This is a genomic window from Pseudomonas sp. NPDC086581 (assembly GCF_044746165.1).
Classification (GTDB): Bacteria; Pseudomonadota; Gammaproteobacteria; order Pseudomonadales; family Pseudomonadaceae; genus Pseudomonas.
Genome location: NZ_JBIVBR010000005.1, coordinates 129,429 through 151,269 on the forward strand (window position 1 = coordinate 129,429; position 21,841 = coordinate 151,269).

At 64.8% G+C, this 21,841-nt stretch carries 20 protein-coding genes and 1 tRNA gene; 7 read left to right on the forward strand and 14 right to left on the reverse strand.

The window, feature by feature from the left end; all coding sequences use genetic code 11:
- Positions 1-3: 3 nt before the first annotated feature.
- Positions 4-426 carry an organic hydroperoxide resistance protein gene (locus ACIPK7_RS12275; protein WP_401087945.1) on the forward strand — a complete coding sequence of 141 codons (423 nt, stop codon included), beginning with the start codon at positions 4-6 and terminating at the stop codon, positions 424-426.
- Positions 427-1,131: 705 nt separating this feature from the next.
- Here the strand turns inward: ACIPK7_RS12275 and ACIPK7_RS12280 are convergent.
- The 4 genes from ACIPK7_RS12280 to ACIPK7_RS12295 all read right to left on the reverse strand — a co-directional run bounded on the left by ACIPK7_RS12280 (position 1,132) and on the right by ACIPK7_RS12295 (position 4,551).
- A complete protein-coding gene (locus tag ACIPK7_RS12280) occupies positions 1,132-1,647 on the reverse strand; it encodes a DoxX family protein (protein WP_401087947.1) in 516 nt (171 codons plus the stop codon).
- A 94-nt stretch (positions 1,648-1,741) separates the two neighbouring features.
- The gene (locus tag ACIPK7_RS12285; RefSeq protein ID WP_401087949.1) at positions 1,742-2,380 is read right to left on the reverse strand and encodes a hypothetical protein; all 639 of its coding nucleotides are present in this window, start codon (positions 2,378-2,380) and stop codon (positions 1,742-1,744) included.
- 123 nt (positions 2,381-2,503) lie between these two features.
- Positions 2,504-3,814 (reverse strand): ATP-binding protein, encoded by a 1,311-nt coding sequence (locus tag ACIPK7_RS12290; RefSeq protein WP_192436138.1) that lies wholly within the window; start codon positions 3,812-3,814, stop codon positions 2,504-2,506.
- Positions 3,811-4,551 carry a response regulator gene (locus tag ACIPK7_RS12295; RefSeq protein WP_045209716.1) on the reverse strand — a complete coding sequence of 247 codons (741 nt, stop codon included), beginning with the start codon at positions 4,549-4,551 and terminating at the stop codon, positions 3,811-3,813. Before ACIPK7_RS12295 ends, ACIPK7_RS12290 begins: the two co-directional genes overlap by 4 nt.
- Before the next feature lie 225 nt (positions 4,552-4,776).
- Here ACIPK7_RS12295 and ACIPK7_RS12300 point away from each other — a divergent pair, with 225 nt between their 5' ends.
- The 4 genes from ACIPK7_RS12300 to ACIPK7_RS12315 all read left to right on the forward strand — a co-directional run bounded on the left by ACIPK7_RS12300 (position 4,777) and on the right by ACIPK7_RS12315 (position 7,136).
- Positions 4,777-5,049: a DUF2790 domain-containing protein gene (locus ACIPK7_RS12300; RefSeq protein WP_401087951.1), complete on the forward strand. Its 273-nt coding sequence runs from the start codon at positions 4,777-4,779 to the stop codon at positions 5,047-5,049.
- A gap of 94 nt (positions 5,050-5,143) precedes the next feature.
- Complete coding sequence (locus ACIPK7_RS12305) at positions 5,144-6,364, forward strand: cytochrome c biogenesis protein DipZ (RefSeq protein WP_401087953.1); 1,221 nt, start codon at positions 5,144-5,146, stop codon at positions 6,362-6,364.
- 163 nt (positions 6,365-6,527) lie between these two features.
- Positions 6,528-6,779 carry a type II toxin-antitoxin system Phd/YefM family antitoxin gene (locus ACIPK7_RS12310; protein WP_401087955.1) on the forward strand — a complete coding sequence of 84 codons (252 nt, stop codon included), beginning with the start codon at positions 6,528-6,530 and terminating at the stop codon, positions 6,777-6,779.
- 9 nt (positions 6,780-6,788) lie between these two features.
- Complete coding sequence (locus ACIPK7_RS12315; RefSeq protein ID WP_401087957.1) at positions 6,789-7,136, forward strand: type II toxin-antitoxin system RelE/ParE family toxin; 348 nt, start codon at positions 6,789-6,791, stop codon at positions 7,134-7,136.
- Between the two features lie 4 nt (positions 7,137-7,140).
- Here the strand turns inward: ACIPK7_RS12315 and ACIPK7_RS12320 are convergent, their stop codons facing one another.
- The 3 genes from ACIPK7_RS12320 to ACIPK7_RS12330 all read right to left on the reverse strand — a co-directional run bounded on the left by ACIPK7_RS12320 (position 7,141) and on the right by ACIPK7_RS12330 (position 10,223).
- On the reverse strand, positions 7,141-8,988 hold the full coding sequence (locus ACIPK7_RS12320; protein ID WP_401087959.1) for a diguanylate cyclase: 1,848 nt from the start codon (positions 8,986-8,988) through the stop codon (positions 7,141-7,143).
- 115 nt (positions 8,989-9,103) lie between these two features.
- Positions 9,104-9,177 (reverse strand) — tRNA-Gly (locus ACIPK7_RS12325).
- Between the two features lie 152 nt (positions 9,178-9,329).
- On the reverse strand, positions 9,330-10,223 hold the full coding sequence (locus ACIPK7_RS12330; protein WP_192436147.1) for an alpha/beta fold hydrolase: 894 nt from the start codon (positions 10,221-10,223) through the stop codon (positions 9,330-9,332).
- Between the two features lie 499 nt (positions 10,224-10,722).
- Here ACIPK7_RS12330 and ACIPK7_RS12335 point away from each other — a divergent pair, with 499 nt between their 5' ends.
- Positions 10,723-11,556 (forward strand): substrate-binding periplasmic protein, encoded by an 834-nt coding sequence (locus tag ACIPK7_RS12335; protein WP_401087961.1) that lies wholly within the window; start codon positions 10,723-10,725, stop codon positions 11,554-11,556.
- Positions 11,557-11,559: 3 nt separating this feature from the next.
- Complete coding sequence (locus ACIPK7_RS12340) at positions 11,560-14,433, forward strand: HD domain-containing phosphohydrolase (protein WP_401087963.1); 2,874 nt, start codon at positions 11,560-11,562, stop codon at positions 14,431-14,433.
- A 69-nt stretch (positions 14,434-14,502) separates the two neighbouring features.
- Here the strand turns inward: ACIPK7_RS12340 and ACIPK7_RS12345 are convergent, their stop codons facing one another.
- From ACIPK7_RS12345 to atzF, 7 genes are all read right to left on the reverse strand, one after another.
- A complete protein-coding gene (locus ACIPK7_RS12345) occupies positions 14,503-15,249 on the reverse strand; it encodes a murein L,D-transpeptidase catalytic domain family protein (RefSeq protein WP_192436150.1) in 747 nt (248 codons plus the stop codon).
- Between the two features lie 376 nt (positions 15,250-15,625).
- Complete coding sequence (locus ACIPK7_RS12350; RefSeq protein WP_401087966.1) at positions 15,626-16,678, reverse strand: L,D-transpeptidase; 1,053 nt, start codon at positions 16,676-16,678, stop codon at positions 15,626-15,628.
- Positions 16,679-16,816: 138 nt separating this feature from the next.
- A complete protein-coding gene (locus ACIPK7_RS12355; RefSeq protein WP_401087968.1) occupies positions 16,817-17,512 on the reverse strand; it encodes a pseudouridine synthase in 696 nt (231 codons plus the stop codon).
- A complete protein-coding gene (locus ACIPK7_RS12360) occupies positions 17,512-17,727 on the reverse strand; it encodes a cysteine-rich CWC family protein (protein ID WP_401087970.1) in 216 nt (71 codons plus the stop codon). The genes ACIPK7_RS12355 and ACIPK7_RS12360 overlap by 1 nt, the downstream gene beginning before the upstream one ends.
- A 94-nt stretch (positions 17,728-17,821) precedes the next feature.
- Positions 17,822-18,652, reverse strand: coding sequence for a DUF4824 family protein (locus ACIPK7_RS12365; protein WP_401087972.1), 831 nt, complete (start codon positions 18,650-18,652; stop codon positions 17,822-17,824).
- Positions 18,649-19,725, reverse strand: a complete 1,077-nt coding sequence (locus ACIPK7_RS12370; RefSeq protein WP_401087973.1) for a DUF2157 domain-containing protein — start codon at positions 19,723-19,725, stop codon at positions 18,649-18,651. Before ACIPK7_RS12370 ends, ACIPK7_RS12365 begins: the two co-directional genes overlap by 4 nt.
- A 235-nt stretch (positions 19,726-19,960) precedes the next feature.
- A complete protein-coding gene (gene atzF, locus ACIPK7_RS12375) occupies positions 19,961-21,769 on the reverse strand; it encodes an allophanate hydrolase (RefSeq protein ID WP_401087975.1) in 1,809 nt (602 codons plus the stop codon).
- Positions 21,770-21,841 lie beyond the last annotated feature (72 nt).

The window sequence follows — 21,841 nt, forward strand, 5'->3', positions numbered from 1 at the left end:
GTCATGACCGACACCCTGGCAACCGTGATCTACACCGCCCACACCCACACCACCGGCGGCCGCGACGGCCGCGGCCAGACCACCGACAGTGAGCTGGACCTGCCCCTGAGCCCGCCCGGCTCAGGCCGCCCCGGCACCAACCCCGAGCAACTGTTCGCCATCGGCTGGTCCGCCTGCTTCATTGGCGCCTTGCGCCGCGCCGGGCAGAAGCTGAACGTGCGCCTGCCGGCCGATGTGGCGGTGGACGCCGAAGTATCCCTGGGCAACACCGCCGACGGCGGCTTCGCCCTGGCCGCCCAGCTCACCGTGCATCTGCCGGGGTTGGACGCCGAGGACAAGGCGAAGCTGGTCGAAGAGGCTCATCAGATCTGTCCGTATTCGAAGGCGACTCGCGGCAATATCGAGGTGGGGTTTGTGATTCCCTGATTGATCCCTTGTCCACAGCGCAGCCCGCGCACCGTCATCGGTGTGCGGGCTTTTTTATGTCCTATCGGCGCGCGAGGTGCTTCCCTGTGGGAGCGGAGCTTCTCCGCGACGTTCTGGCTCTTGCTTGGGGTTTGGTGTGTCTACGCCGCTTCGGCGTACGCGCGGGATTCTGGTTTCGCCCCCTCGGGCGAGTTCCTTTTGGCAAACGTCGGATAGCCGCCCTCCCAAAAGGAACCAAAAGGTCTTGCCCCGGACATCCGGTTTTTCGCTTAGGCGACAAATTTCCTCGTTGAATCGAAGTTTCAGGGGCACGCGCTGAGGGGCCGTCCCTGGCCCGACAGCGCTCTCGCGACATCCATGTCGCTCAACCCCTGAAACTCCGCTTCAACGAGGCCTCCTGAACGGGGCATTCGGCGCACGGACGTTTCTCTGGAAGTCTTTGAAGCCAAAGCCAAAGCCAAAGCCAAAGCCAAAGCCAAAGCCAAAGCCAAAGCCACACGTAGGGCGAATAAGCCGGAACGGGTTATCCGCCGCTTGCTCTGCGGCGCGGAAGGAAAACCGCACGCCTTGCAGGAGCGGACCATGCCCGCGAACAACGGACAAAGTCCATGTTCAACCCCCTGCACCGACTTCCCGCAGACAAACAAAAACGCCCTCTCCAAAAGGAGAGGGCATCGTGGGTCGACCAGATGAATCGCCGGCCGATCAGACGTTCCGCGAAGCTCCCATTAACCGCCGCACCAGCCCATCCACACTCAACGCGCCCGAGCCCTTGAGCATCAGCGGCGCCAACGCCACCAGGTAGATCAGCGGCAGCTTGTAGTTACCGAAGCCATGGTCGGTGATGGAGTAGCCCTGGGCCAGTTCCGCCAGGCTCGACCACTGTGCCGGCCAGTGCACCGCGGCGATGGCGACGATGGTGACGACGATCAGCGAGGCCGAGGCAAATCGCGTTGCCAGCCCCAGGAGCAGCAGCACTGGCGCGATCAGCTCGGCCCACATCGATACCTGCCAGTCGAAGCCGGCGGAGAAGTGGTTGAAGGGGAAGGGGAAGTTGGCGTGGATCTGCTCGAACCAGTTGTCGCCGTGCCATTTCTCCAGGCCCGATTCGAAGAACTCCCAGGCCAGGAACAACCGCAGCGGGATGTCCCAGCCCCAGGCGGCGAGGCGGTCGAGTTGGTCGAAAACGGTCTTGAGCGGGTTCAGGGTCAGCAGGGTCATGGCGCACCTCGTGGGCAAGGTTGGGGGCAATCGATTGTGGGCAAGATTTTGTGCAGCCGGACGCGGGGGCGCCCGGTGGCGGAGAAAGTCGGGGTCAGGTGTTCGGCAGCGCCGGGCGCGCGCTACGGCGCAGGTGCACGGCCAGCTTGGCGATGAACTTGAAGGCGATGGCGCTGAAGATCAGGCCGAAGCCCAGCGGGTACCAGGAGCCCATCGGCAGGCGCTTGTAGAAGGACAGGAAGAACACCCCGGCGATTACCCAGGTGCCGGTGCTGTGCAGGCCCTTCCAGACGCGGGCACCGAGGAGCTTCATCGCGTAGGGGAAGGAGGTAAGGGTCAGCAGGATGATGAACAGGTAGCCGACCGAGCCGGGAATGTTCGCGGCGACACTGCGGCCGTGCCAGAAGGTTTCGGGGAAGAACTTCACGTAGAGAATGATCAGCACCGCGTGCACCGCATGGGAGAAGGCGAAGGCCAGCCCGAGGAAGCGCCGCTCACCCAGCAGGCCGCGGGTGAAGTCGCTCGGCACCAGCGCCGCCAGGGACGAGGCGAGGAAGGTGGCGAGGAACAGCGCGAAAGAAGTGCGGGCGGTGACGCGGATCGAGCTGCGCAGAGCCTCTACCCACTGCGGCTGGGACCACAGGGCCAGCGCGGTGACGATCAGGACTAACAGCGACAGCAGGGAAAACAGGCGCCAGCCATGCAGGCGGGCAGATTCGGCGGGACGGTTCATGGCGGGCTCCTTTGGCGAACGCGGCGGGCGGGGGGCCGCCGCTGTTCATGGAGCCATCTTGTCGACGGGCCTTATCCCGGATGTGTCCGGGGAAGGCCGTCTTGTATCTCTGTGTACAGGTGTCTAGTTGGCCGGGCGCAGTTCCAGTTGCACGCACAGTCCGCCGCTGGTGCGGTTGGACAGGGTCAGCGTGCCGCCCAGCGCCTGGCTCAGTTGCTGGGCAATCGCCAGCCCCAGGCCGGTGCCGCCGGTGCTGCGGTTGCGCGAGCTTTCCACCCGGTAGAAGGGTTTCACCACTTCGGCCAGTTCGTCCTCGGGGATGCCGGGGCCGTCGTCGAGTACACGAACACACACAGCGCCCTGGGCATCGCGCCCGACTTCCACCTGGGCGGAGCCACCGAACTTCAGCGCGTTGTCCACCAGGTTGGTGAGCACCCGGCGCAGCGCGTGGGGGCGGGTTTCCAGCACGGCGTTGCTGATGCCCCGCAGCTCCACGGCCTGGCCGCTGTCCTGGTAGTCGAGGACGAGGCTGTCGAGGAAGGCGTCGAGGTTGACCTTCACCGCCGCCTCGCTGGCGCCGTCCATGCTGCGTGCGTAGGCCACGCCTTCGCGGACCAGATGCTGCATTTCTTCCAGGTCGCTCCACAGGCGCTCGCGCTCGGGTGAGTCATCCATCTGCTCGACGCGCAGCTTCATCCGCGTGATGGGCGTCTGCAGGTCGTGGGAGATGGCGGCGAGCAGTTGCATGCGTTCTTTCAGGTACGAACCGATACGGCCCTGCAGCGCATTGAAGGCACGGGCGGCGTAGACGACTTCGCTGGGGCCGCGTTCGTCCAGCTCCGGCGCCGGGGCGTCCGGGTCGAGATCATCCACCGCTTGCGCCAGTCTGGTCAGCGGGCGGATCGCCAGGCGCACGGCGATCCAGGTGCAGAACAGCAGCAGCGCCAGTTGCACCACCAGTACCCAGGGCAACCACTGCGCCACGGGTACGCCTTTGGGCGTCACGTCGATGGTCAGCGGGCTGCCGTCCTTGAGTTTCAGGTGCACCTGGAAATGCGGGATGGAGCCGGGAATGTTCTCGAAGCGCAGCGGGTAGCGCGGCCCGACGACATCGGCGATGGACAGGGCGGCCATCGGCGCCTGTGCCATATTCATCGGTTCGCCCGGTTCACCACCATCCAGCCGGTAGCGGTAGTTGGGCCGCTGCACCATCGGCAGCCAGGCCTCGCGCTCGTCCCTGGGCAGGCGGTCGAGCAGGGCGACGGCGGTGCTGACATCGGTCTCCAGGTTGCCCAGCATCATGCTGCGCGCACTCTGGTAGCGCTCGTAGAACTGCGAGCAGAACGACAGGCTGTAGGCAAACACCAGCCCGGCGAGGAAGATCAGCGCCAGGCGCGCGGCCAGCGTGCGTGGCCAGTGCAGGACGGATTTCATTCGTTGGGCTCGAGCAGTTCGACGGCCAGCGCAAAGACGTAGCCTTCGCTGCGTACCGTTTTGATGTAGGCCGGCTCGCGGGCGTCATCCAGCAGACGCTGGCGCAGGCGGCTGACCAGCAGGTCGATGGAGCGGTCGAAGATGTCCGCCTCGCGCCCCTGGGTGAGGTTGAGCAACTGTTCGCGGCTGAGCACGCGCTGCGGGTGATCGACGAACACGCGCAGCAGGCGGTACTCGGCCCCGCTGAGGGCAACCAGGGTGCCGTCTTCGTCGAGCAGGTGGCGCGCGGTGGTGTCGAGCTTCCAGCGGCCGAAGCCGATCAACCGGCTGGCCTCGCTGACCTGCAGGTTCGGCGGCAGCATGCGGGTGCGGCGCAGCACGGCGTTGATCCGCGCCAGCAACTCGCGGGCGGAGAAGGGCTTGGTGAGGTAGTCGTCGGCGCCCATTTCCAGGCCGATGATGCGGTCGGTCTCGTCGTTGCGCGCGGTGAGCATCAGCACCGGGGTCGACTTGTGCTTGCCCACACGCAGCTCACGACACAGCTTCAGGCCGTCGTCGCCGGGCATCATGATGTCGAGGACGATCAGGTCGACGCTGTTGGCATCGAGGAAGGTGCGCATCTGCCGGCCGTCTCCCGCCAGGCTCACGCGCAGGCCGTTCTTCTTCAGGTAATTGCCGACCAGCTCGCGGATCTCGCGGTCGTCGTCGACGATCAGTACGTGATCGACATGGTCCATGCCGGTTCCTCATTCGTAGTGGGTTGAGGCGAGTTTATAGCGCCGCGCCGCGCTTGCCTGCCGTGCTTTGTATTCCACTGTATCTACAGCCGCCGCCGATACCCGGCGCGGCAAACCCGGGCCTTGCGCGACACAAGCCCGATACCTCCTGAACGTGAAATGGGCACCAACGGCGAGGCACACAGTCCCCGCCGGCCAAACCCGACACAGGATAGGAGAACCACCATGAAAGCCATCCAACTCGCCAACGCTTGCCTCTTCGCTGCCATTGCCGCCTTCGCCAGCTTTGGTGTACAGGCTGCCGATTCCCAGCCCACCGAGACTTACCACTACGGCCAGAAACTGGACGTGAAGCGCGTCCTGGCCATTCACGAAGAGAACGCCTCGCCCTTCGACTGCGGCATCGTCAACGCCCGCATGGACTACCTGGATTCCAGCGGCCAGCCGCACAGCCTGGCTTATCGCAAGTTCGCCACCAACTGCAACGAGGGCGGCTGATCGCCCTGGGCTGCGGCCATGGACGGCTGCGGTGCTGATTTTCCCGGCGCTCATTCATCGCGACCGTACGGGCCATCGGCCCACTGAGGTTTCCATGTTGCTCATCGCCTTTCTCGGCGGGGCGCTGACCCTGCTCAGCCCCTGCATCCTTCCCGTGCTGCCTTTATTGCTGCAGCGCGCCGGCGGCCCGGCGTGGTCGCCGTGGGTCACGCTGCTCGGTCTGGCCAGCGGCTTTGCCGTGCTGGCGAGCCTGGCGACCGTCTCCAGCAATTGGGTGATCGCCGCCAGCGAGTGGGGCCGGTACTTCGCCCTCGCGCTGCTGTCGGTTTCCGCCGTTGCACTGCTCTGGCCGCGTTTCAGCGACGCGCTGGCCAAGCCCTGGGCGTGGATCGGTGATCGTCTGCACGGCGAATCGCGCCGCTTGCCGCCGGCATTGTCTGCATGGATGCTGGGCTTCGCCGCCGGCCTGCTGTGGGCGCCCTGCGCAGGGCCGGTGCTGGGGCTGATTCTCTCTGGCGCCATGCTGCAAGGCCCGAGCGCGCAGACCAGCCTGCTGCTCTTCGCCTACGGCCTGGGGAGTGCCTCGGTGCTGGGCGTCGTGCTCTTCGCCGGCCGCCGGCTGATGCAGCACCTGCGGCCGCGCATGGCCGTTATCGAAGGCCTGCGCCGCGCTACCGGCGTACTCGCCCTGCTGGCCGTGGCCGGCATCGCTAGCGGCACCAGCGCGCAACTGGCTTCCGGCAGCTCGTCCACACTGGTGAACAGCCTGGAACGCAAGGTCATCGACGGCGTACCTGCGCTCGTCAGCCAACTGATGCCCGGCGACATGGCCCACGGAGCCGAACGCCTGCCGGACCTCGGCCCGGCTCCGGAGCTGCAAGGTGCGGTGGAATGGATCAACAGCCCCGAACTGAACCTGCGTGATCTGCGCGGCAAGGTCGTGCTGGTCGACTTCTGGACCTACGACTGCATCAACTGCCAGCACAGCCTGCCGTACGTGAATACCTGGGCGAAGAAGTACGCCGACCAGGGACTTGTGGTGATCGGCGTGCACACGCCGGAATACCCGTTCGAGCGCGTGCCGGCCAACGTCCGCGCAGCGGTGAAGCAACACGACATCCACTATCCGGTGGCGCTGGATAACCAGTACCGCATCTGGAACGCCTTCGCGAACCAGTACTGGCCGGCGCACTACTTCATCGACGCCCAGGGGCGGATTCGCCACCTGTCGATCGGCGAGGGAGGGTATGAAGAGCAGGAGCAGGTGATCCAGGCGTTGTTGAAGGAGAGGGATGGGGTGAGGGCTGGGGCCTGAGTGAGCGAAGAGGCGGATGGTGCATCCGTCTCTTTTCTCTTTGGCTAACAGGTTCCAAGAAATGCCATGCCCGGCTTGGTTTAAATTCAGACCGAATTCAGGCTAAAGTGTTCAGGCCGAGGGCGCCCTGGACTGACGCTCTTCACCACCGGAGGAATGCCTCATGCGTGTCGAGACTATTAGTTACCTGAAACGCCATGCTGCCGACTTGGACCTGAGCGAGCCCATGGTCGTTACGCAGAATGGTGTGCCTGCCTATGTTGTCGAGTCCTACGCCGAGCGACAGCAGCGCGACGAGGCGATTGCCTTGGTCAAACTCCTGGCCATGGGATCGCGGCAGTATGCCGACGGTAAGCACTGCTCAGCTGACGATCTGAAGGCCCGGCTTGCCAAAAGGTTCTCGCAGCCTGACTGAGGATCGATCGTGTCCGAGTTGGTCGCTCGATTTACCCATACTGCAGAGCAAAGCATCCAGGATCAGATTCATCATCTGGTTCCTTTCATAGGGCAACAGAGTGCACTGGATTCGCTGCTCGAACTGATCGTCGAGGTGGAAGAGAAGCTACCGCGAGCGCCGGTTGGTTACCCGGTCAGTGAGCAGGCCAGTCTTCTGGGTGTGCTTCATTACCGCGAGTTCAATAGGGGGCCATACCGGGTGTTCTATGAACTGCATGAGCACCGGCGCGAGATCGCAGTCATTCTGGTTTTGCGGCAGAAGCAGAGTGTCCAGCAGCAATTGATTCGGTACTGCCTTGTCGGGCCCTTTGAATAGGCTGTCAGCCCACGACTTGATTCCGCCCCTGCTTTTTTGCTTCATATAGCGCCGCATCAGCCCTTGCCACCAGCGCCTCGGCAGAGGCTTCCTGCCCCGGCAACGCTGCTGCAATGCCGATGCTCACACTCACCCGCCCCAACGGCGAAAGCTCATGGGGCAGGGCGAGGGTTTCCACCGCTTGCAACAGCTTGTTCGCCATTCCACGCACGCCAGCGAGGTCGGTCATCGGCGCGAAGAAGACGAACTCCTCACCGCCATATCGCGCCACCAGATCGGTCGAGCGGCTGACCGTCGTCGCCAGCGCCTGGGCAATTTCGCGCAGGCAGGCATCGCCGGCCAGGTGGCCGTAGTGGTCGTTGAAGCGCTTGAACCAGTCCACATCGACTACCGCCAGCGCCAGGGACTCGCCAGAGCGACGCGCATGAACCCATTCCTGTTCCAGCACCTGATCGAAGCGGCGGCGGTTGGCGATGCCGGTAAGGGCGTCGGTCAGGCTTATGGCTTCCAGCTGGTTGTTCAGCTCGCGCAGCTCATCGGTGCGCTCGGCGACGCGCAGCTCCAGTTCGTGCTCGGAGGTGCGCAGGTTATCCACGAGCTGCTGCTGGGTGCGGATCAACTCCTCCTGCACCCGCGTCTTCTCCCGGCGCATCACGTTGAAGCGGTCGGCGAGGGCAAAGGCCAGCACGATCATCTCCATCGCCGAGCCCAGTTGCAGGCCGTCCACAGTGAACAGATTGGTCGGCACGATGCCCATTGCGCGCAGTGAGGTCATCGCCCCGCCCAGCATCAGCAGCGCGAAGGCGGCGAGGAAGAAGAACGCACTGCGCTGGCGCTTGAAGGCGCAGATGATGGCCGCCGCCAGCAGCACCACTGCAGTTGCGAAATTCAGCGTTATCCCGGCGCGAGAGACATACGGCAGTGCGAACGCATAGGCGACCAGGCTGAGCAGGTACAGCACGATCATCCCGCGCAGCACCCAGTCCAGGCGCGGCAGGATGCGCTCGAGCTGCATCATCCGCCGCGCGAATAACAACAGTGCAGCGAGGGCCAGCGACACGCCGGAGTAATAGACGATGTTCGAGTTGAGCGGCACGGCGAAGATCGCCCAATCCGGAGCCAAGCCGTTCTTGATTGCCAGCGCCGAGGCCGTGCAGCCGACGAAGGCCACGTAGAGCAGATAGATCGGGTCGCGCAGCGCGAACAGCAGCATCAGGTTGAAAAGGATCATCGCCATGGCGATGCCGAAGTACCACGCCTTGCCTGTGTAATCGTCGCGCTCATAGGCGTGGAACACCTTCACCGGCCACAGCTGCAGCGGCACCAGCAAGCCGATGCTCGACTCCGCCCGCAGGTACACCACCTGCTCGGACTGCGCCGACAGGTTCAGCGGAAAGACGAAATTACGATTCGGGTAGACCTTGCTCGACTGCGGCACATCGCTGCCGGTGTTGATGGTTCTGTACGAACCATCCGCCTGCGGGATGTTCGCCTGCACATGGGAAACGCGCGGGTTTTCCACCACCAGCAAGCGCTGCAACGGCGCGTCACTGGAGTTTTTCAGCTGCAGCTTCAACCAGAACGCCGAGCGGGTGAACCCCATCGCCAACGCACTGCCTGGCGGCTGGTCGCCCTTGAAGCGCGCCTGCTGCTCGGGGGATTGCACGTCCGCCAGCGTCAGATTGCCGGTTGGGTCCTCAAGGACGGACACGTAGGTGGATAACGTCAGCGGCTGCGTGGTGACGCTGGCAGCGTCGACCATCTGATCGGCCCAGGCTGGGCAGAGCAACAGAAGAAGGAGAGGGAGCAGAAGCCAGGACAGGAATTGCCGGTGCGGGGCGAGGGCGGGCATGCGGCGGGTCCGGGGATGTAGGTGTGCCACGGAGTTTACAAGACACGCTTTGGTGACGCCAAAAACACAAAAGCCCCCGGCAATTCAGGTTGCCGGGGGCTTATGTTTGGGATTCTGGAGCGGGCGAAGGGAATCGAACCCTCGTCATGAGCTTGGGAAGCTCAGGTAATGCCATTATACGACGCCCGCTTGGGGGTGCCTTTTTACCAGAAGGGCGGGGCTTAGTGAAGCCTTGACGGGCGAGCTGCTTGGGCTATGCCGCTTCTGCTACGAATTCTGCGCAAAAAATAACCGGGAGCGGAGGGGCAGGGGCCGGCCCCCGGCTGTGTGCGCTGGCTGCATCAGCCCACCATGGCGGCGATGGGCACGCCCTGGCTGCTGGGCAGGTAGGGATTGGCCAGAACTGGGTGGCGCTGGGGCTGGAGGAAGGTCAGGAGGGCGTCCTGGGTGTCCTGCCAGGCCTTCTTGTGCTCAACATCGATGAAGTGGCCGGCGTTGCGGATGGTGCGGAACTCGCAGTCAGGGATCAACTGCTGGAACAGCTTCGCCTCGGCCGGGGTGGTGTAGATATCCAGCTCGCCGTTCATGAACAGCAGCGGGATGTCGATGGCCGCGAACTTCTCCATGTAGCTCTCCGCGCTGAGCTTGAGCACCTGGCAGATGTGGAAGTGCATCTGCTGGTATTCGTGCTCGTCGAGGCCGGCGACATGGCGGAAGTTGTAGCGCTTGAACAACTGCGGCAGGTAGCGGCCGATGGTGTCGTTGACCAGGTTGCCGATGTTGCTGCGGTCGCAGGCGGAGAGGTAGTCCAGGCCGCGGTGCAGGTAGTCGAGCATCGAAGCGTTGAGCATCGGCGAGAAGGAGTTGATCACTGCCTTCTGGATCCGCGCCGGGCGTTCGGCCAGGGCCAGCAGGGTGGCGACGCCGCCCCAGGAGAAGGACATCACTACGTCGGCGCGGTAATGCTCGATCAGGCCGAGCAGCAGCTGCGCTTCGTATTCCTTGGTGATGAACTCGCGGCAGTCGTTGTGGGCCTTGGACCGGCCGGCGTATGGCTGGTCGTAGCACACCACGTTGAAGTGCGGTTGCAGGTATTTCACCGTTTGGGCGAAGGAGGCGGTGGTCGCCAGCGAGCCGTTGACCAGGATGATGGTCTGGCGCGCTTCCCTGTTGGCGTGAAACTCCGTGTGTACCCGATGTTGCTGAATCTCGACGACGGCGGTTTCCGGCCTCATGTCGTATTCCTCCAGACGCAGGTCATGGTGCGCATCCAAGATCGGATGTGAAGAAAGTACCCAGGCAGAGGAAAGCGTCTTGGCGTGACAGCTTCATGTCACTCGACGAAAGTTAACAATCTCTTGGTTTTCAACTGGTTAAGACATCAAAAGACAGGCCGTCCGACACGTTGAAGGTGTGGATGCGGGCTTTTGATCAGGCGGGGAAGGCGCGGCTGGGGGAACGGCTGCCGCGAAAATCATTGTTGGCTACGCTGCGTGACTCGGCGGTCACGCTTGAGCCAGAGTTAAGCAGGGTGGTTCGTTACCCGCAACCGCCGTTGAGCGCTTGAGTCACATCGTTTTGTCTAAATCCGACGAAATGACATTTCTCTGCGCGATTGTCCGGCGCTTTGGATAAGCCGGATTACACTCTTGTGATAGCTGTAACGCCCCCTGCCGAAGACGAGCGATCTCGCCGTGCTCCCCCTGAGGCCGATACCGCGTGCGGAGCGGTTCCATGGCACTTCACCGACAGTTCGTCCCACTGCTGGTTCTGGCTCCGGCCGCATGGCTGTGTGCGGAAGCCATGGCCGAGGATCGCTATGGCTGCGAACAACCGGTCACCGTCGCCTACACCCGCAACGTGGTGTTCTTCCATGACGACGTCGGCATCGACCCGGACCTGATCGCCGAACTGGGCAGGCGCACCGGCTGCCAGTTCGAAACGTCCATCCGCCCGCGCGACGAAATATGGCGCATGCTCGAAAGCGGTGACCTGCAGATGGGCACCAGTGGCGTCGCTACGCCGCAGCGCCGCGCTTACAGCTACTTGCTGCCTTACCTCTACATGCGCAACAAGCTGATCGTGCGCGACGATCTGGGCGAGATGAACACCCTGGACGCCTTCCACGACATGCCCGGCGCGCGCCTTGGGGTGATCGCCGGATACCGCCACGGCGCCTTCATCGACGGCATGCTGCGCATCCTCCGTGCCGAAGGCCGGGTAGTGGAATACAAGGACGACGCGACCCGGTTCAGCGCGTTGCTCAATGGCGATGTAGAGGGGGTGATCGGCCATGAGATGAATCTTCAAGGGGCGGTGAGCGATCGTCGTCAACGCGAACGCTTCCATGTGATAGATGTGATGCCCGGACCGGCGACACCCCACAACCTGATGCTCTCGCGCAAGCGCTTCACCCCGGCGCAAAGTGCCGAATGGATGCGCCTGCTGGAGACGTTGTGGCTGGACGGAACCCTGGCCCGGATCATGCGTAAGAATGCACCGCCGCAAGTGGCGGAAGGACTGCTCGACAGCGGATATCGCTACAGCTCCACGGACAGAGGCTGGTAAAGGATGAAGGCATTCGAACGGGGTATTCCGCTGCAACTGCTGGTGGCCGGAGCCATCATTGCCAGCATGCTGGTGCTGGCGGGCGCGTTGCTGATCCAGGGATACCGCGGTGTGGAAGGGGCATTGGTGACGGCTGCCGGGGAATCGGCCAGCCAACTGGGCGCGACCATCAACGAACGGATTCGCCGCTTGATCGATCCGGCGGAAAGCGCGCTGCGCCTGCTGACCCACGACCCCATCTCGCAGACCGACAACCTGCCGGCGCGCCTCGATCGCCTGCCGATGCTGGTGGAGAACCTGCGCGCCAATCGCACCTTGAGTGCGGTGTACATCGGTTATCCGAACGGTGAGTTTCTTCTGATCCGTGCGCTGCGTGTGCCGGAGGTGAGGCAGACCTTGCAGGCGCCGGACGCAGCCAAGTACCTGGTGCAGAGCCAGACTCTCAACGGCCAGGGCGGGCTGCTCGGCGAGTGGCGCTTCTATGACAGCGAGCTGCGTTTGCTGCGCGTGCAGGAGCGCCCCGACTATAACTATGACCCCCGTCAGCGTCCCTGGTACAACGAGGCGCGCCTCACCAGCAAGACGGTGCTGACCCAGCCTTATGTGTTCTTCACCACGCGCGAGATCGGCCTGACCCTGGCGCACCGCAGCGTCGACGGCGCTGCGGTGATCGGCATGGATGCCTCGGTCAATGACCTGGGCGGCGAGATGGGCGATCTGCGCCAGACCGCCAATACCGAGCTGGCGGTGGTCGATGGCAAGGGCACGGTGATCGCCTATCCGGACCTGTCGAGGCTGATGATCCACGAAGGCAAGGAATTGCGCCTGGCCACGCTGGCCGAGTTGAAGGTGCCGGCACTGAGCGAGCTCAACTCCGAGAAGGTGCCTTCCGGTACTGCCCAGTCTTACCGGGTCAACGGCGAGGATTGGTACGGCATCTGGGTGCCGCTGTCGAACTTCACCAGCAACGAGGTGAAGGTGCTGATCGCGATTCCCGCCGTCGAGCTGCTGGCCGGTGCGCGGCAACTGTTGTTCAACCAGGCCCTGTGGAGCGGCACGCTGCTGCTGGTGTTGCTGCTGATCGGCTGGTACATCGGCCGGCGCATCGCCCGCCCGCTGACCGCGCTGGCCGATCAGGTCGGTGCGCTGGCAGCCTTCGACTTCGCCCGGCCGGTGGGTGTGGAGTCGAAGATTGCCGAGGTCCGCGATCTGAGCAGCGTGATGGGCAGCATGTCGCGCACCATCCACAACTTCCAGGCGATCACCCTCACCCTGAGCCGCGAGACCCGCCTGGAGAGCATGCTCGACGGCGTGCTCTCGCGCCTGGTCGAAGCCACTGGCGTGATGGGCGGGGCGGTCTACCTGCTGGACGACGAGGAGTGCCGACTGCGCCTGGCCTGCTCGGCAAACGGCGAGCAGTACCCGCAATCCATGCTGATCGAAGGTTTCACCGAGGCTGAGCTGGCGGAGCGGGTGGACCTGGCGCTGGCCAATCGCGGGCAGTACCTGGAGGTATCCCTGCGCAACCGCTCGGATGAGCTGCTGGGTATTCTCGTCCTGCAACTGGCCCAGGAAGGCGTACACAGTCGACAGCCGCGCAAGCCGTTCAAGCGCTTCGTCGAAGAACTCTCCGGCGCCGCCGCCGTGGCCATCGAAACACGCCAACTGATCGAGGCCCAGCAACGTCTGCTGGACGCGATCATCAAGCTGCTGGCCGACGCCATCGACGCCAAGAGTCCCTACACCGGTGGTCACTGCGAGCGCGTGCCGCAACTGGCCGACCTGCTGCTGCAGAAGGTCATCGACTCGCACGACGGCGAGTATGCCGGCTTCACCATGAGCGACGCCGAACGATACGAATTCCAGATCGCCGCCTGGCTGCACGACTGCGGCAAGATCACCAGCCCCGAGTATGTGGTGGACAAGGCGACCAAGCTGGAGACCCTGTACAACCGGCTGCATGAAGTGCGCACGCGCTTCGAGGTGATCTGGCGCGACATCGAGCTGGACTACTGGCGCGGCATCGCCGAGGGCAGCGACATCGGCCTGCTCGCCGCCCGCCGCGATGCGCTGCATGAATCGCTGCGCGACGACTATGCCTTCGTCGCTCAGGCCAACGTCGGTGGCGAGTTCATGAAGGACGAGGACATCGAACGCCTCCAGCAGATCGGCGAGCGCCGCTGGACGCGCTATTTCGACGATCGCCTGGGCATCTCCCATGACGAGGCCGAGCGCCTGCAGGGCCGGCCGCCACAACCGCTGCCGGCGGAGGAATGCCTCCTCGCCGACAAGGCCGAGCACCGCGTGATGTGGGGCGAGCGCAAACCACCGGTGACCAAGGACGACCCGCGCAATATCTGGGGCTTCGACATGCGCCTGCCGCCCTACGCCAGTAACTATGGCGAGCTGTACAACCTGGGCATCCGTCGCGGCACGCTGAACGACGAGGAGCGCTTCAAGATCAATGAGCACATCGTGCAGACCCTGATGATGCTCACCACCCTGCCGCTGCCGCGCAACCTGCGCCGCGTGCCGACCATCGCGGCCAACCATCACGAGAAGATGGATGGCACCGGCTATCCGCGCAAACTCTCCCGCGAGCAGATGAGCATCCCGGAACGGGTGATGGCAATCGCCGACATCTTCGAGGCGCTGACCGCCGCCGACCGCCCGTACAAGGCCCCGAAGACACTCTCCGAGTCGCTGAAGATCCTCGCCTTCATGGCGCGCGACCAGCACATCGACTCTGACCTCTTCCGCCTGTTCATCAGCCAGGGCGTGTACAAGGAGTACGGTGATCGTTTCCTCAATCCCGAGCAGATGGACGCGGTGGACGTGCGCGCGATCCTCGAAATCCTCGACGGAGTGAAGGCCTAGGCGCCCCCGCGATCCCCTGAAATGCAAACCGCCGGCTTGATGCCGGCGGTTTGCATTTGCGGATTCAGATCAGCGCTTGGCGAGGTTGGTGGCGTAGCGGTTGATCTGTGGGTTCTTGGCCACAGTGCAGCTTTGTCCGGCGAGGAACTGCGAGGTCTTCAGGTACTGCTGCTGCGGGTAGTAGGCGAATACGTAGCTGCCGTTCTTCACCGTGTCGATCAGCTTCTGTGCCACCTGCGGGCGTACGGCCGGGCAACCCAGGCTACGGCCGAGGCGACCGAGGCCGGAGACGACCTTGGGGTCGGCGTAGGCGGCGGCGTGCATGACGATGGCGCGCTCTTCGCTGTTGTCGTTGAAGCCCGGCTCCAGGCCCAGCAGGCGCAGGGAGCGGCCGTGCTTGCCGCTGTAGGTCTGGCCGGTCTGGTAGAGGCCGATGGAGGACTGGTTGCTCTCCGGGCGGTTGGAGAAGGAGGTGGCCATGTCGTCGCCACTCTTCTTGCCATGGGCGACCCACTCCTCGAAGAGCAGCTTGCGCTGCTTCAGGTCGAAGACCCAGAGGCGCTTGTCGCGGGACGGCTTGGAGTAATCGATCACCGTCAGCAGATTGTTCTGGCCGCCCAACTGGGTGCTGGCGCACTGCAGTGCGCTGAGCGCCAAGCGCAGGGTTTCGGTATTGGTTGCCGGCGCGAGGCGGTGCAGTTCCTCGGCGGAGGGAAGGGCGGCAGCGGACGCAGCCTGCCAGCTACCGAGCGCGAAAAGCGCGGTACTGGCGAGCGAAATCCGGAAGAACCCCCGTAACTTCAAAAAAGTCAGCATGAATACAACATTCCCGTTGAATCGATATGGTTTTTTCTGGGAAACGCCGCATTGTGCGCGATTTTTGACCAGTGATGTGGTTGTTTTTTAAACAAGTATGGTTCCGCCCGTCGGCAACTACGAACTTTCCAGCGTGATAAATCGCCGCGAGGCGGTGAATTTCCCTGCGCTCAGGCGCAGGAGTCTCACCCCGGACAGGCGCCTTGACTCTTTGTGTTTCGAGATTCTTCGGCTGCTTGCACGGCTGGCTTGACGCCGTCTGTCCGGTGGTGAGTGCAGGCAGTTTGCGGGGGGCGAGCCAGAGGCGGTGCAGTAGAAGGATGAAGGCCCTGTAGGGGAAATCTGTAGCACCCAGGCGTCGCTCCGGTCCATCGGGTTACTGCACGCTCTGGTTCTTGACCGGCTTCTGCTCGGCCTTGCGGTCGTTGGTGGTGATCACGGTGAAGTCCGGGTTGCTGCGCATATCGCGAGTGGATGGCAAGTCGGTGATCACCAGCGTGCTGCCCACGTCCATGCTGGCGAGCAGGTTGCGCAGGAATTCGCGGTCGAGGCTGAACTTGCCTAGTTGCTCGGCCGGCGACAGGCCGCGCTGCGGGTCGCTGACCTGCACGCTGGTCCAGCGCAGGTTCGGGTTCTCGCTGTCGATCTCGGCCTGTGAGGGTTTCTCCATGAGCGAGAAGGCGGCGACGCCGGTTCTTTCTTCCGGGTGTTCGAAGGCCACTGGCGCGGTGCCGATCTGCAGGCCGCCGCGGTAGACATAGAGGCGGCGGTCGGCACGGCTGACCAGCACGGAGACCGGGCCCTTCTCCGCCCCCGGATCGCTCCAGAACGGCACCACCATGCCGCTGTCGTCATGCGGGCCGGCGGCGCGGCCGTCGCTGACGATAGGCGCGAGCAGGCCGGGGTGGTAGACCTCCACCGGCGAGCTCTTGGCGTCGGAAATGATCACGGTGGTGGAGGTGAAACCGGTGACTTCGTAGAGCTTCTTGGCGAAGGCCATGGGCAGGCGGATGCAGCCGTGTGAGGCCGGGTAGCCGGGCAGGTTGCCGGCATGCAGGGCGATGCCGTCCCAGGTCAGGCGCTGCATGTAGGGCATGGGCGCGCTGTTGTAGAGGTCGGAGTGGTACTCGACCTTCTTCTGCAGGATGGAGAACACGCCGGTGGGCGTTTCCTTGCCTTTCTTGCCGGTGCTGACGGTGGCCACGCCGATGGCGATGCCATTGCGGTACACGTAGGCGCGCTGCTCGGTGAGGCTGACCACCAGGGTAACCGGGCCCGCCGGGGAGATTTCCGGGTACCAGAGGAACTGGCCGGGCTTGAGTGTCTTCAGCGCAGCCTGCAGATCCGAGAGCGGCGAGGGCTTGCCCGGATTGGCAAAGGCGACGCTGGCGCTCAGGGCGATCAGCAGGGCAACCGACAGTTTCTTCATCACCTTTCCTTGGGACGCGGACATGCCTGGGAGCTTAGCCAAGCGGTAGCTCCGCCTGCAAACTGCCGGGCTGAACGGTCTGCGTGGGAATTTCCAGGATGTGAGTCTGCTCGTGATGTGTGTTGGGCTGGCGATGTTTCAGCCCAGCGCCGCGATTTCCTGCGTGGTCAGCGCACGGTACTCGCCCGGTTGCAGGGCCGGGTCAAGCTGCAGGCTGCCCATGCTCTCGCGGTGCAGGCGGGTCACCTTGTTCTGGAAGTGCCCGAACATGCGCTTGACCTGATGGTAGCGGCCTTCGTGCAGGGTCAGGTGCGCAGCGCGGGGGCCGAGAATTTCCAGCTGGGCGGGCAGGGTGGTGAGGTCTTCGAAGGCGAAATACAGGCCCTGCTCGAAGGTCGCGATGTAGCGCTCCTCGATCGGGTCTTCAGTCTCGACGTAGTAGACCTTGGGCAGCTTGCGCCCCGGAAGTGTCATACGCCGCGACCATTGCCCGTCGTTGGTGATCAGCAGCAGGCCGGTGGTGTTGTAGTCCAGGCGGCCGCCGATGTGCAGCTCGTGCTTGTCCGGCTCGTCCAGCAGGTCGAGCACGGTGCGGTGCTCGGCGTCTCGGGTGGCGCTGACGCAGCCGGCGGGCTTGTGCAGCATGAAATAGCGCGCCGGCTTGCCAGCCTGCAGCACGTCATCGTCCAGCTCAACGCGGGAAAATTCGCGCACTTCGTGGCAACCATCGCGCACCACCTGGTCATCCACGCGAAGGCGGCCTTCAGCAAGCAGCTGGCGGGCCTGCTGGCGGTTCAGGTGAGGCAGGTTGGCGATAAATCGATCCAGACGCATCAGGCGTTCCCGGCGTCCTTCAGCCCTGCTGCGCAGCGCGGGCAGAGGCAGGCGCGGTCGACCAGCTCGGGCGGAATACGCGCCAGCGCCTCGCGGTCGATGGGCGTGCTGAAGCACCAGCAGCTCTGGTCCTGCAGTACCGGATCGGCCTGGGTGCAGCGGTTGGACTGGCCGCAGAGCGGGCAGCGGCTGGGATCGGGAGATGCGTCGTTCATGGCCGGTCAGGGCGGGCGTTGGCGGTGAGGTGGGCGCACAGGGTGCAGCGCCGACCCGCATCGCGCAAGCGCATTCGGATCGGCGCGGGGGCGGTCAGGGAATCCTGATGCCTTCGATCCAGGGTTCGAGGCGGCGACCGAAGGCGACCTCGGCCACATACGGCTGCGCGGTTCCATCGGCCCGGGCGGGCCGCAAGAGGACACGGTCGAGGCGCTCCCTCCACAGGTGTGGAACATTGATGTTGTCGGTGCCGATGGAGCTGGCGGTGCCGCCGAGCGTCCAGACGTGCTGGTAGTAGTTGGAGATCGGCCTCACGCGACCCTGGACGATCAGGTAGCGTTGGCGGTCGGGGTACTGGGCGCGCAGTGTTTGCAGGTCCAGGCCGACGTCCTTGAGCAGCAGGCGCGTATCGGTCTTCTCTTCGCTGTCCAGTTCGCGGCGGATGAAGTCGCGTTCGTCCGCCAGGCGCGCATTCTGTGGCGCGGCGTCTGCGGCGAGGCGGGCTTCGTCGAGACGCTTGCGCGTCAGTTGCACCTCGCGCTGGTACAGCGGGCCGTCAAGCTCCAGCACCAGCAGGGCATCGCGCGATTGCTGGCGGCCGAAGCGCGGCGCGCTGTCGTCGTCCACCTGCGCGGGCATGGCGAAGCCGAGCTTCTCCATCTTCTGGGCATCGATGGCCGGTAGCCAGCCACGGTTGTGCCGTGTGCTGTCGTCCCGCGTCGGGATGCGCCAGTGCAAGCGCAGGCTCAGTCCGCTGTTTTCGTTGTGCCAGGAGCTGTTTCGCAGCAGCTCGCGCTGGCTCAGGGGCAATACGCTGTCGGGCTCGCCGGAGTGGTTCCAGGCGACGCCGCCCAGGGCCACGGCGTTGACCAGCAGGATCAGTCCGACGCCGCCGACCAGGGCATGGGTGCGTGTCCAGTTCATGACGAAGTCCCTCCCAGCAGGCCATGGGCACGGCGCAGGCGGCGCAACACCAGCAGGATCAGCACGGCGCATAGGCCCAGCACCAGGAAGAACAGGTACTTGGGCATCACCTCCCACCACCAGTCGAAGAACTTGGTGTAGAGGAAGATCACGAAGAAGGTCAGCCCGGTGTTCACCACTTCCGGCCATTCGCGGCGCGCGCCCAGCCAGATGACCAGGGCCGAGGCAATGAAGCCAAGCACCTGGTAGAGATTTTCCACCGTGGCGAAACCCAGCGGCAGGTAGCTGCCGCCGCCCCAGTTGGCCAGCACCAGCATCGGCAGGAACAGCCCGAGCAGGCCAAATATCCGGTAGATCGCGGCGAAGCCGTCGAAGCGGTTCTGTGTGATGAACGAGGGGACGAAGAAGATCAGCAGTGCGGCGGGGAAGAAGTTCTCCGGGCGTTCGCCCACATCCAGCCAGTAGACGCCGCTCCAGGTGCCGACCCGCGCGGCGACGTAGCCCATCACGCAGATCAGTGCGGCGGCCAGCAGCAGGCGGGTATTGCAGGTGTAGGCCAGCAGCAGGGCATAGGCGGCCCAGGGCAGCAGGGCCTTGTCCGAGGGCGTGATGTTGAAGATCTGCCCGATCATCACGACGTTCAGCACCAGGCAGGCGAAAGCCAGCATGGCGCCGAGCTTGGCGAAGTAGCCGGAGGCGTCGCGGCGTTGCAGGAACAGGGTCAGCAGCAGGCTGATCAGCGATGCGGCGATGAGGGTGAGCACCTGGGCGGTTTCCGCGAACAGGCCCCAGAACTGGTAGAACAGGAAGAACAGGCTGGCGGCCAGTGCCAGCGCGCCGAGGAAGGAGGCGATGCGCATGCCCAGGGAGAGACGGTGGTCCTGGCTGTCGCGGTCGATGTCGAAGCGCGCACGGTAGTCGGCGAGCAGGCGTTGCTGGTGGTCGTGCAGGCGGTCGCGCTGGGTGGTGTCGAGGACGAGGGCACCTTCGTCGTGCAGGCGGCGCAGCTCGCGGTCGAAGGCCAGGATATCGTCGACGCGGTGCTGCGCCTGCTGGTGGCTGAGGTCGGGCATGACCGGTCCTTGCGGCGGGTGATGCTGGAACTCTAGCTGTCGGCGGGGCGCGGTTCCATGGGCGAATGGCCTCGGCGCGGTACGCGTGTCGGTCGCGACTCGCTTTCCGCTCACACACCGATGATGCGTCAGTATCTGCAGGAGCGTAGGGCGAATAACCTGGAACAGGTTATCCGCCGACCTTGCGCGGCGGATAAAGCTGGCGCGTGATGCGCCTTACGGCATCCCACTGCGATCAGCTACGGCTCTGCAGCCACGCACGCCAACCGCCGAAGCGGCTGATGTCCTCGGCGCCGTCCAGGCCCCAGGCGTCGCAGATGAAACCGGTCTCCCAGCTGCCATCCTCCAACTGCACCTTGCCCAGCCCCAGCGGCGCGGGGATGCCGGTGAGGAAGGAGCCCAACTCGGCGCTGGGCAGTTCCCAGACTTCCACTTCGATGGCCACGCCGCCATCGGCCACGCGCAGCATGCCGGGGCGCAGCGGCGGGCCGCCGGCCAGAGCGTAGAGCTTGTAAGCCGGGGCGCTATGAGTGGCGCGCAGCAGGCGCGCGCCGCGCTGGCGCAGCTGCCAGTTCAGCGCCAGGCCATCGAGATGCGCGCCGCATACCACCAGGCGCGCGCGGTCGTTGCGCGCAGCGTTGGCGGAGGATGAGGGCGGGATGGCGTTGCCGCCGGTGAGCGGCAGGTTGTGTCGGCGCTGCAGGGCGTCTGCCACGCCGAGCAGGTACTGGTCGGTGAAGGCGCGGCCGAACAGCGTCACGCCCCAGGGCAGGCCGTTGCTCATGATCGCGCTGGGCACGGCGACGGCGGCGTAGTCCAGCAGGTTCATGAAGTTGGTGTAGTAGCCCAGGTCGGAATTGCGCTTCACCGGTTCGGCATGCAGCTCGTCCAGTGTCACCGGACGGCCGATGGTGGGCGTCAGCACGCAGTCGAGATCGGCGAGGATCGCGTCGCACTGTGCCTTGAGCTCCTGCAGGCGGTATTGTGCGCAGAAGGCCTGCACGGCGGTGGCGCCGGGGGCTTTTGCCAGCACGTCGCGGATCACCGGCAGCACGGCTTGTGGGTCGCGCTCGATCAGCTCGCCCGCCACGCTGTAGCGCTCGGCCACCCACGGACCTTCGTAGAGCAGGCGTGCGGCTTCGAGGAAGGGCGCGAAGTCGATTTCCCGTGCCTCGCCGCCCAGCGCCTTGAGCTGGTCGAGGGCGTCGGTGAACAGCACCGGGCCTTCATGGCAGCCGAAGAATTCCAGCTGGTCGGCGCGCGGCACGCCGAAACGGAAGGGCTTGGGCGCACCGAAGGCGCTGGCGTCGTTCCAGGCGGGATTGGCGCGGCTGTAGCCATCCAGCGGATCGAGCCGGGCGGTGAGGCCCAGCAGCTCGCTGGCCTCGGCGGCGCTGGCGGTGAAGTAGGTGATGCAGTCCAGGGTGCGGCAGGCCGGGACCAGTCCGGTATTGGGCAGCAGGCCCTTGCTCGGCTTGAGCCCCAGCAGGCCGTTGAGTGCCGCCGGCACACGGCCGGAGCCGGCGGTGTCGGTGCCCAGGGCGAAGCTCGCCACGCCCAGCGCCACGGCCAGCGAGGAACCGGCGCTGGAGCCGCCCGAGGGGTACTCCGGAAGCACGCTGTTGCGGCATTCGCCGTAGGGCGAGCGGGTGCCGTTGAGGCCGGTGGCGAACTGGTCGAGGTTGGTCTTGCCCAGCGGGATGGCGCCCAGGTCGATCAGTTGCTGCACCAGCGTCGCCGAGGTCTTCGGCGTGTAGGCGAAGGCCGGGCAGGCGGCGGTGGTGGGGATGCCGGCGAGGTCGATGTTGTCCTTGATGGCGAAGGGGATGCCGTAGAGCGGCAGCGCTTCGGGGGACTTCTCGTCCAGCGCAGCGAGGTAGGGCTCCAGCTCCTCCAGGCTCAGCAGGTGGATGAACAGGTGGTAGTCCGGGTTCAGCGCGGCGGCCTTGTTGCGCAGCCCGGCGATCAGCTGGCGCGGCGAGGCGCGGCATTCGCGGTAGGCGGCGCGCAGGGTGGCGAGGCGGAGGTCGAAGGTGGTGGGCATGGTCGGTGTTCCTTTGGGCCTGTCAGTTCTTCGCTCGGATTGCCCTCACCCCGGCCCTCTCCCGGAGGGCGA

Excerpts from the sequence above, each read along its gene's own strand:
- ACIPK7_RS12365 (WP_401087972.1), bottom strand. The coding sequence starts at position 18,652 with ATGAACTGGACACGCACCCATGCCCTGGTCGGCGGCGTCGGACTGATC.
- ACIPK7_RS12355 (WP_401087968.1), bottom strand. The coding sequence starts at position 17,512 with ATGCGTCTGGATCGATTTATCGCCAACCTGCCTCACCTGAACCGCCAG.
- ACIPK7_RS12300 (WP_401087951.1), top strand. The coding sequence starts at position 4,777 with ATGAAAGCCATCCAACTCGCCAACGCTTGCCTCTTCGCTGCCATTGCC.
- ACIPK7_RS12345 (WP_192436150.1), bottom strand. The coding sequence starts at position 15,249 with ATGCTGACTTTTTTGAAGTTACGGGGGTTCTTCCGGATTTCGCTCGCC.
- ACIPK7_RS12350 (WP_401087966.1), bottom strand. The coding sequence starts at position 16,678 with ATGAAGAAACTGTCGGTTGCCCTGCTGATCGCCCTGAGCGCCAGCGTC.
- ACIPK7_RS12310 (WP_401087955.1), top strand. The coding sequence starts at position 6,528 with ATGCGTGTCGAGACTATTAGTTACCTGAAACGCCATGCTGCCGACTTG.
- ACIPK7_RS12340 (WP_401087963.1), top strand. The coding sequence starts at position 11,560 with ATGAAGGCATTCGAACGGGGTATTCCGCTGCAACTGCTGGTGGCCGGA.
- ACIPK7_RS12330 (WP_192436147.1), bottom strand. The coding sequence starts at position 10,223 with ATGAGGCCGGAAACCGCCGTCGTCGAGATTCAGCAACATCGGGTACAC.
- ACIPK7_RS12285 (WP_401087949.1), bottom strand. The coding sequence starts at position 2,380 with ATGAACCGTCCCGCCGAATCTGCCCGCCTGCATGGCTGGCGCCTGTTT.
- ACIPK7_RS12275 (WP_401087945.1), top strand. The coding sequence starts at position 4 with ATGACCGACACCCTGGCAACCGTGATCTACACCGCCCACACCCACACC.
- ACIPK7_RS12320 (WP_401087959.1), bottom strand. The coding sequence starts at position 8,988 with ATGCCCGCCCTCGCCCCGCACCGGCAATTCCTGTCCTGGCTTCTGCTC.
- ACIPK7_RS12290 (WP_192436138.1), bottom strand. The coding sequence starts at position 3,814 with ATGAAATCCGTCCTGCACTGGCCACGCACGCTGGCCGCGCGCCTGGCG.
- ACIPK7_RS12370 (WP_401087973.1), bottom strand. The coding sequence starts at position 19,725 with ATGCCCGACCTCAGCCACCAGCAGGCGCAGCACCGCGTCGACGATATC.
- ACIPK7_RS12295 (WP_045209716.1), bottom strand. The coding sequence starts at position 4,551 with ATGGACCATGTCGATCACGTACTGATCGTCGACGACGACCGCGAGATC.
- ACIPK7_RS12280 (WP_401087947.1), bottom strand. The coding sequence starts at position 1,647 with ATGACCCTGCTGACCCTGAACCCGCTCAAGACCGTTTTCGACCAACTC.
- ACIPK7_RS12360 (WP_401087970.1), bottom strand. The coding sequence starts at position 17,727 with ATGAACGACGCATCTCCCGATCCCAGCCGCTGCCCGCTCTGCGGCCAG.
- ACIPK7_RS12335 (WP_401087961.1), top strand. The coding sequence starts at position 10,723 with ATGGCACTTCACCGACAGTTCGTCCCACTGCTGGTTCTGGCTCCGGCC.
- ACIPK7_RS12305 (WP_401087953.1), top strand. The coding sequence starts at position 5,144 with ATGTTGCTCATCGCCTTTCTCGGCGGGGCGCTGACCCTGCTCAGCCCC.
- atzF (WP_401087975.1), bottom strand. The coding sequence starts at position 21,769 with ATGCCCACCACCTTCGACCTCCGCCTCGCCACCCTGCGCGCCGCCTAC.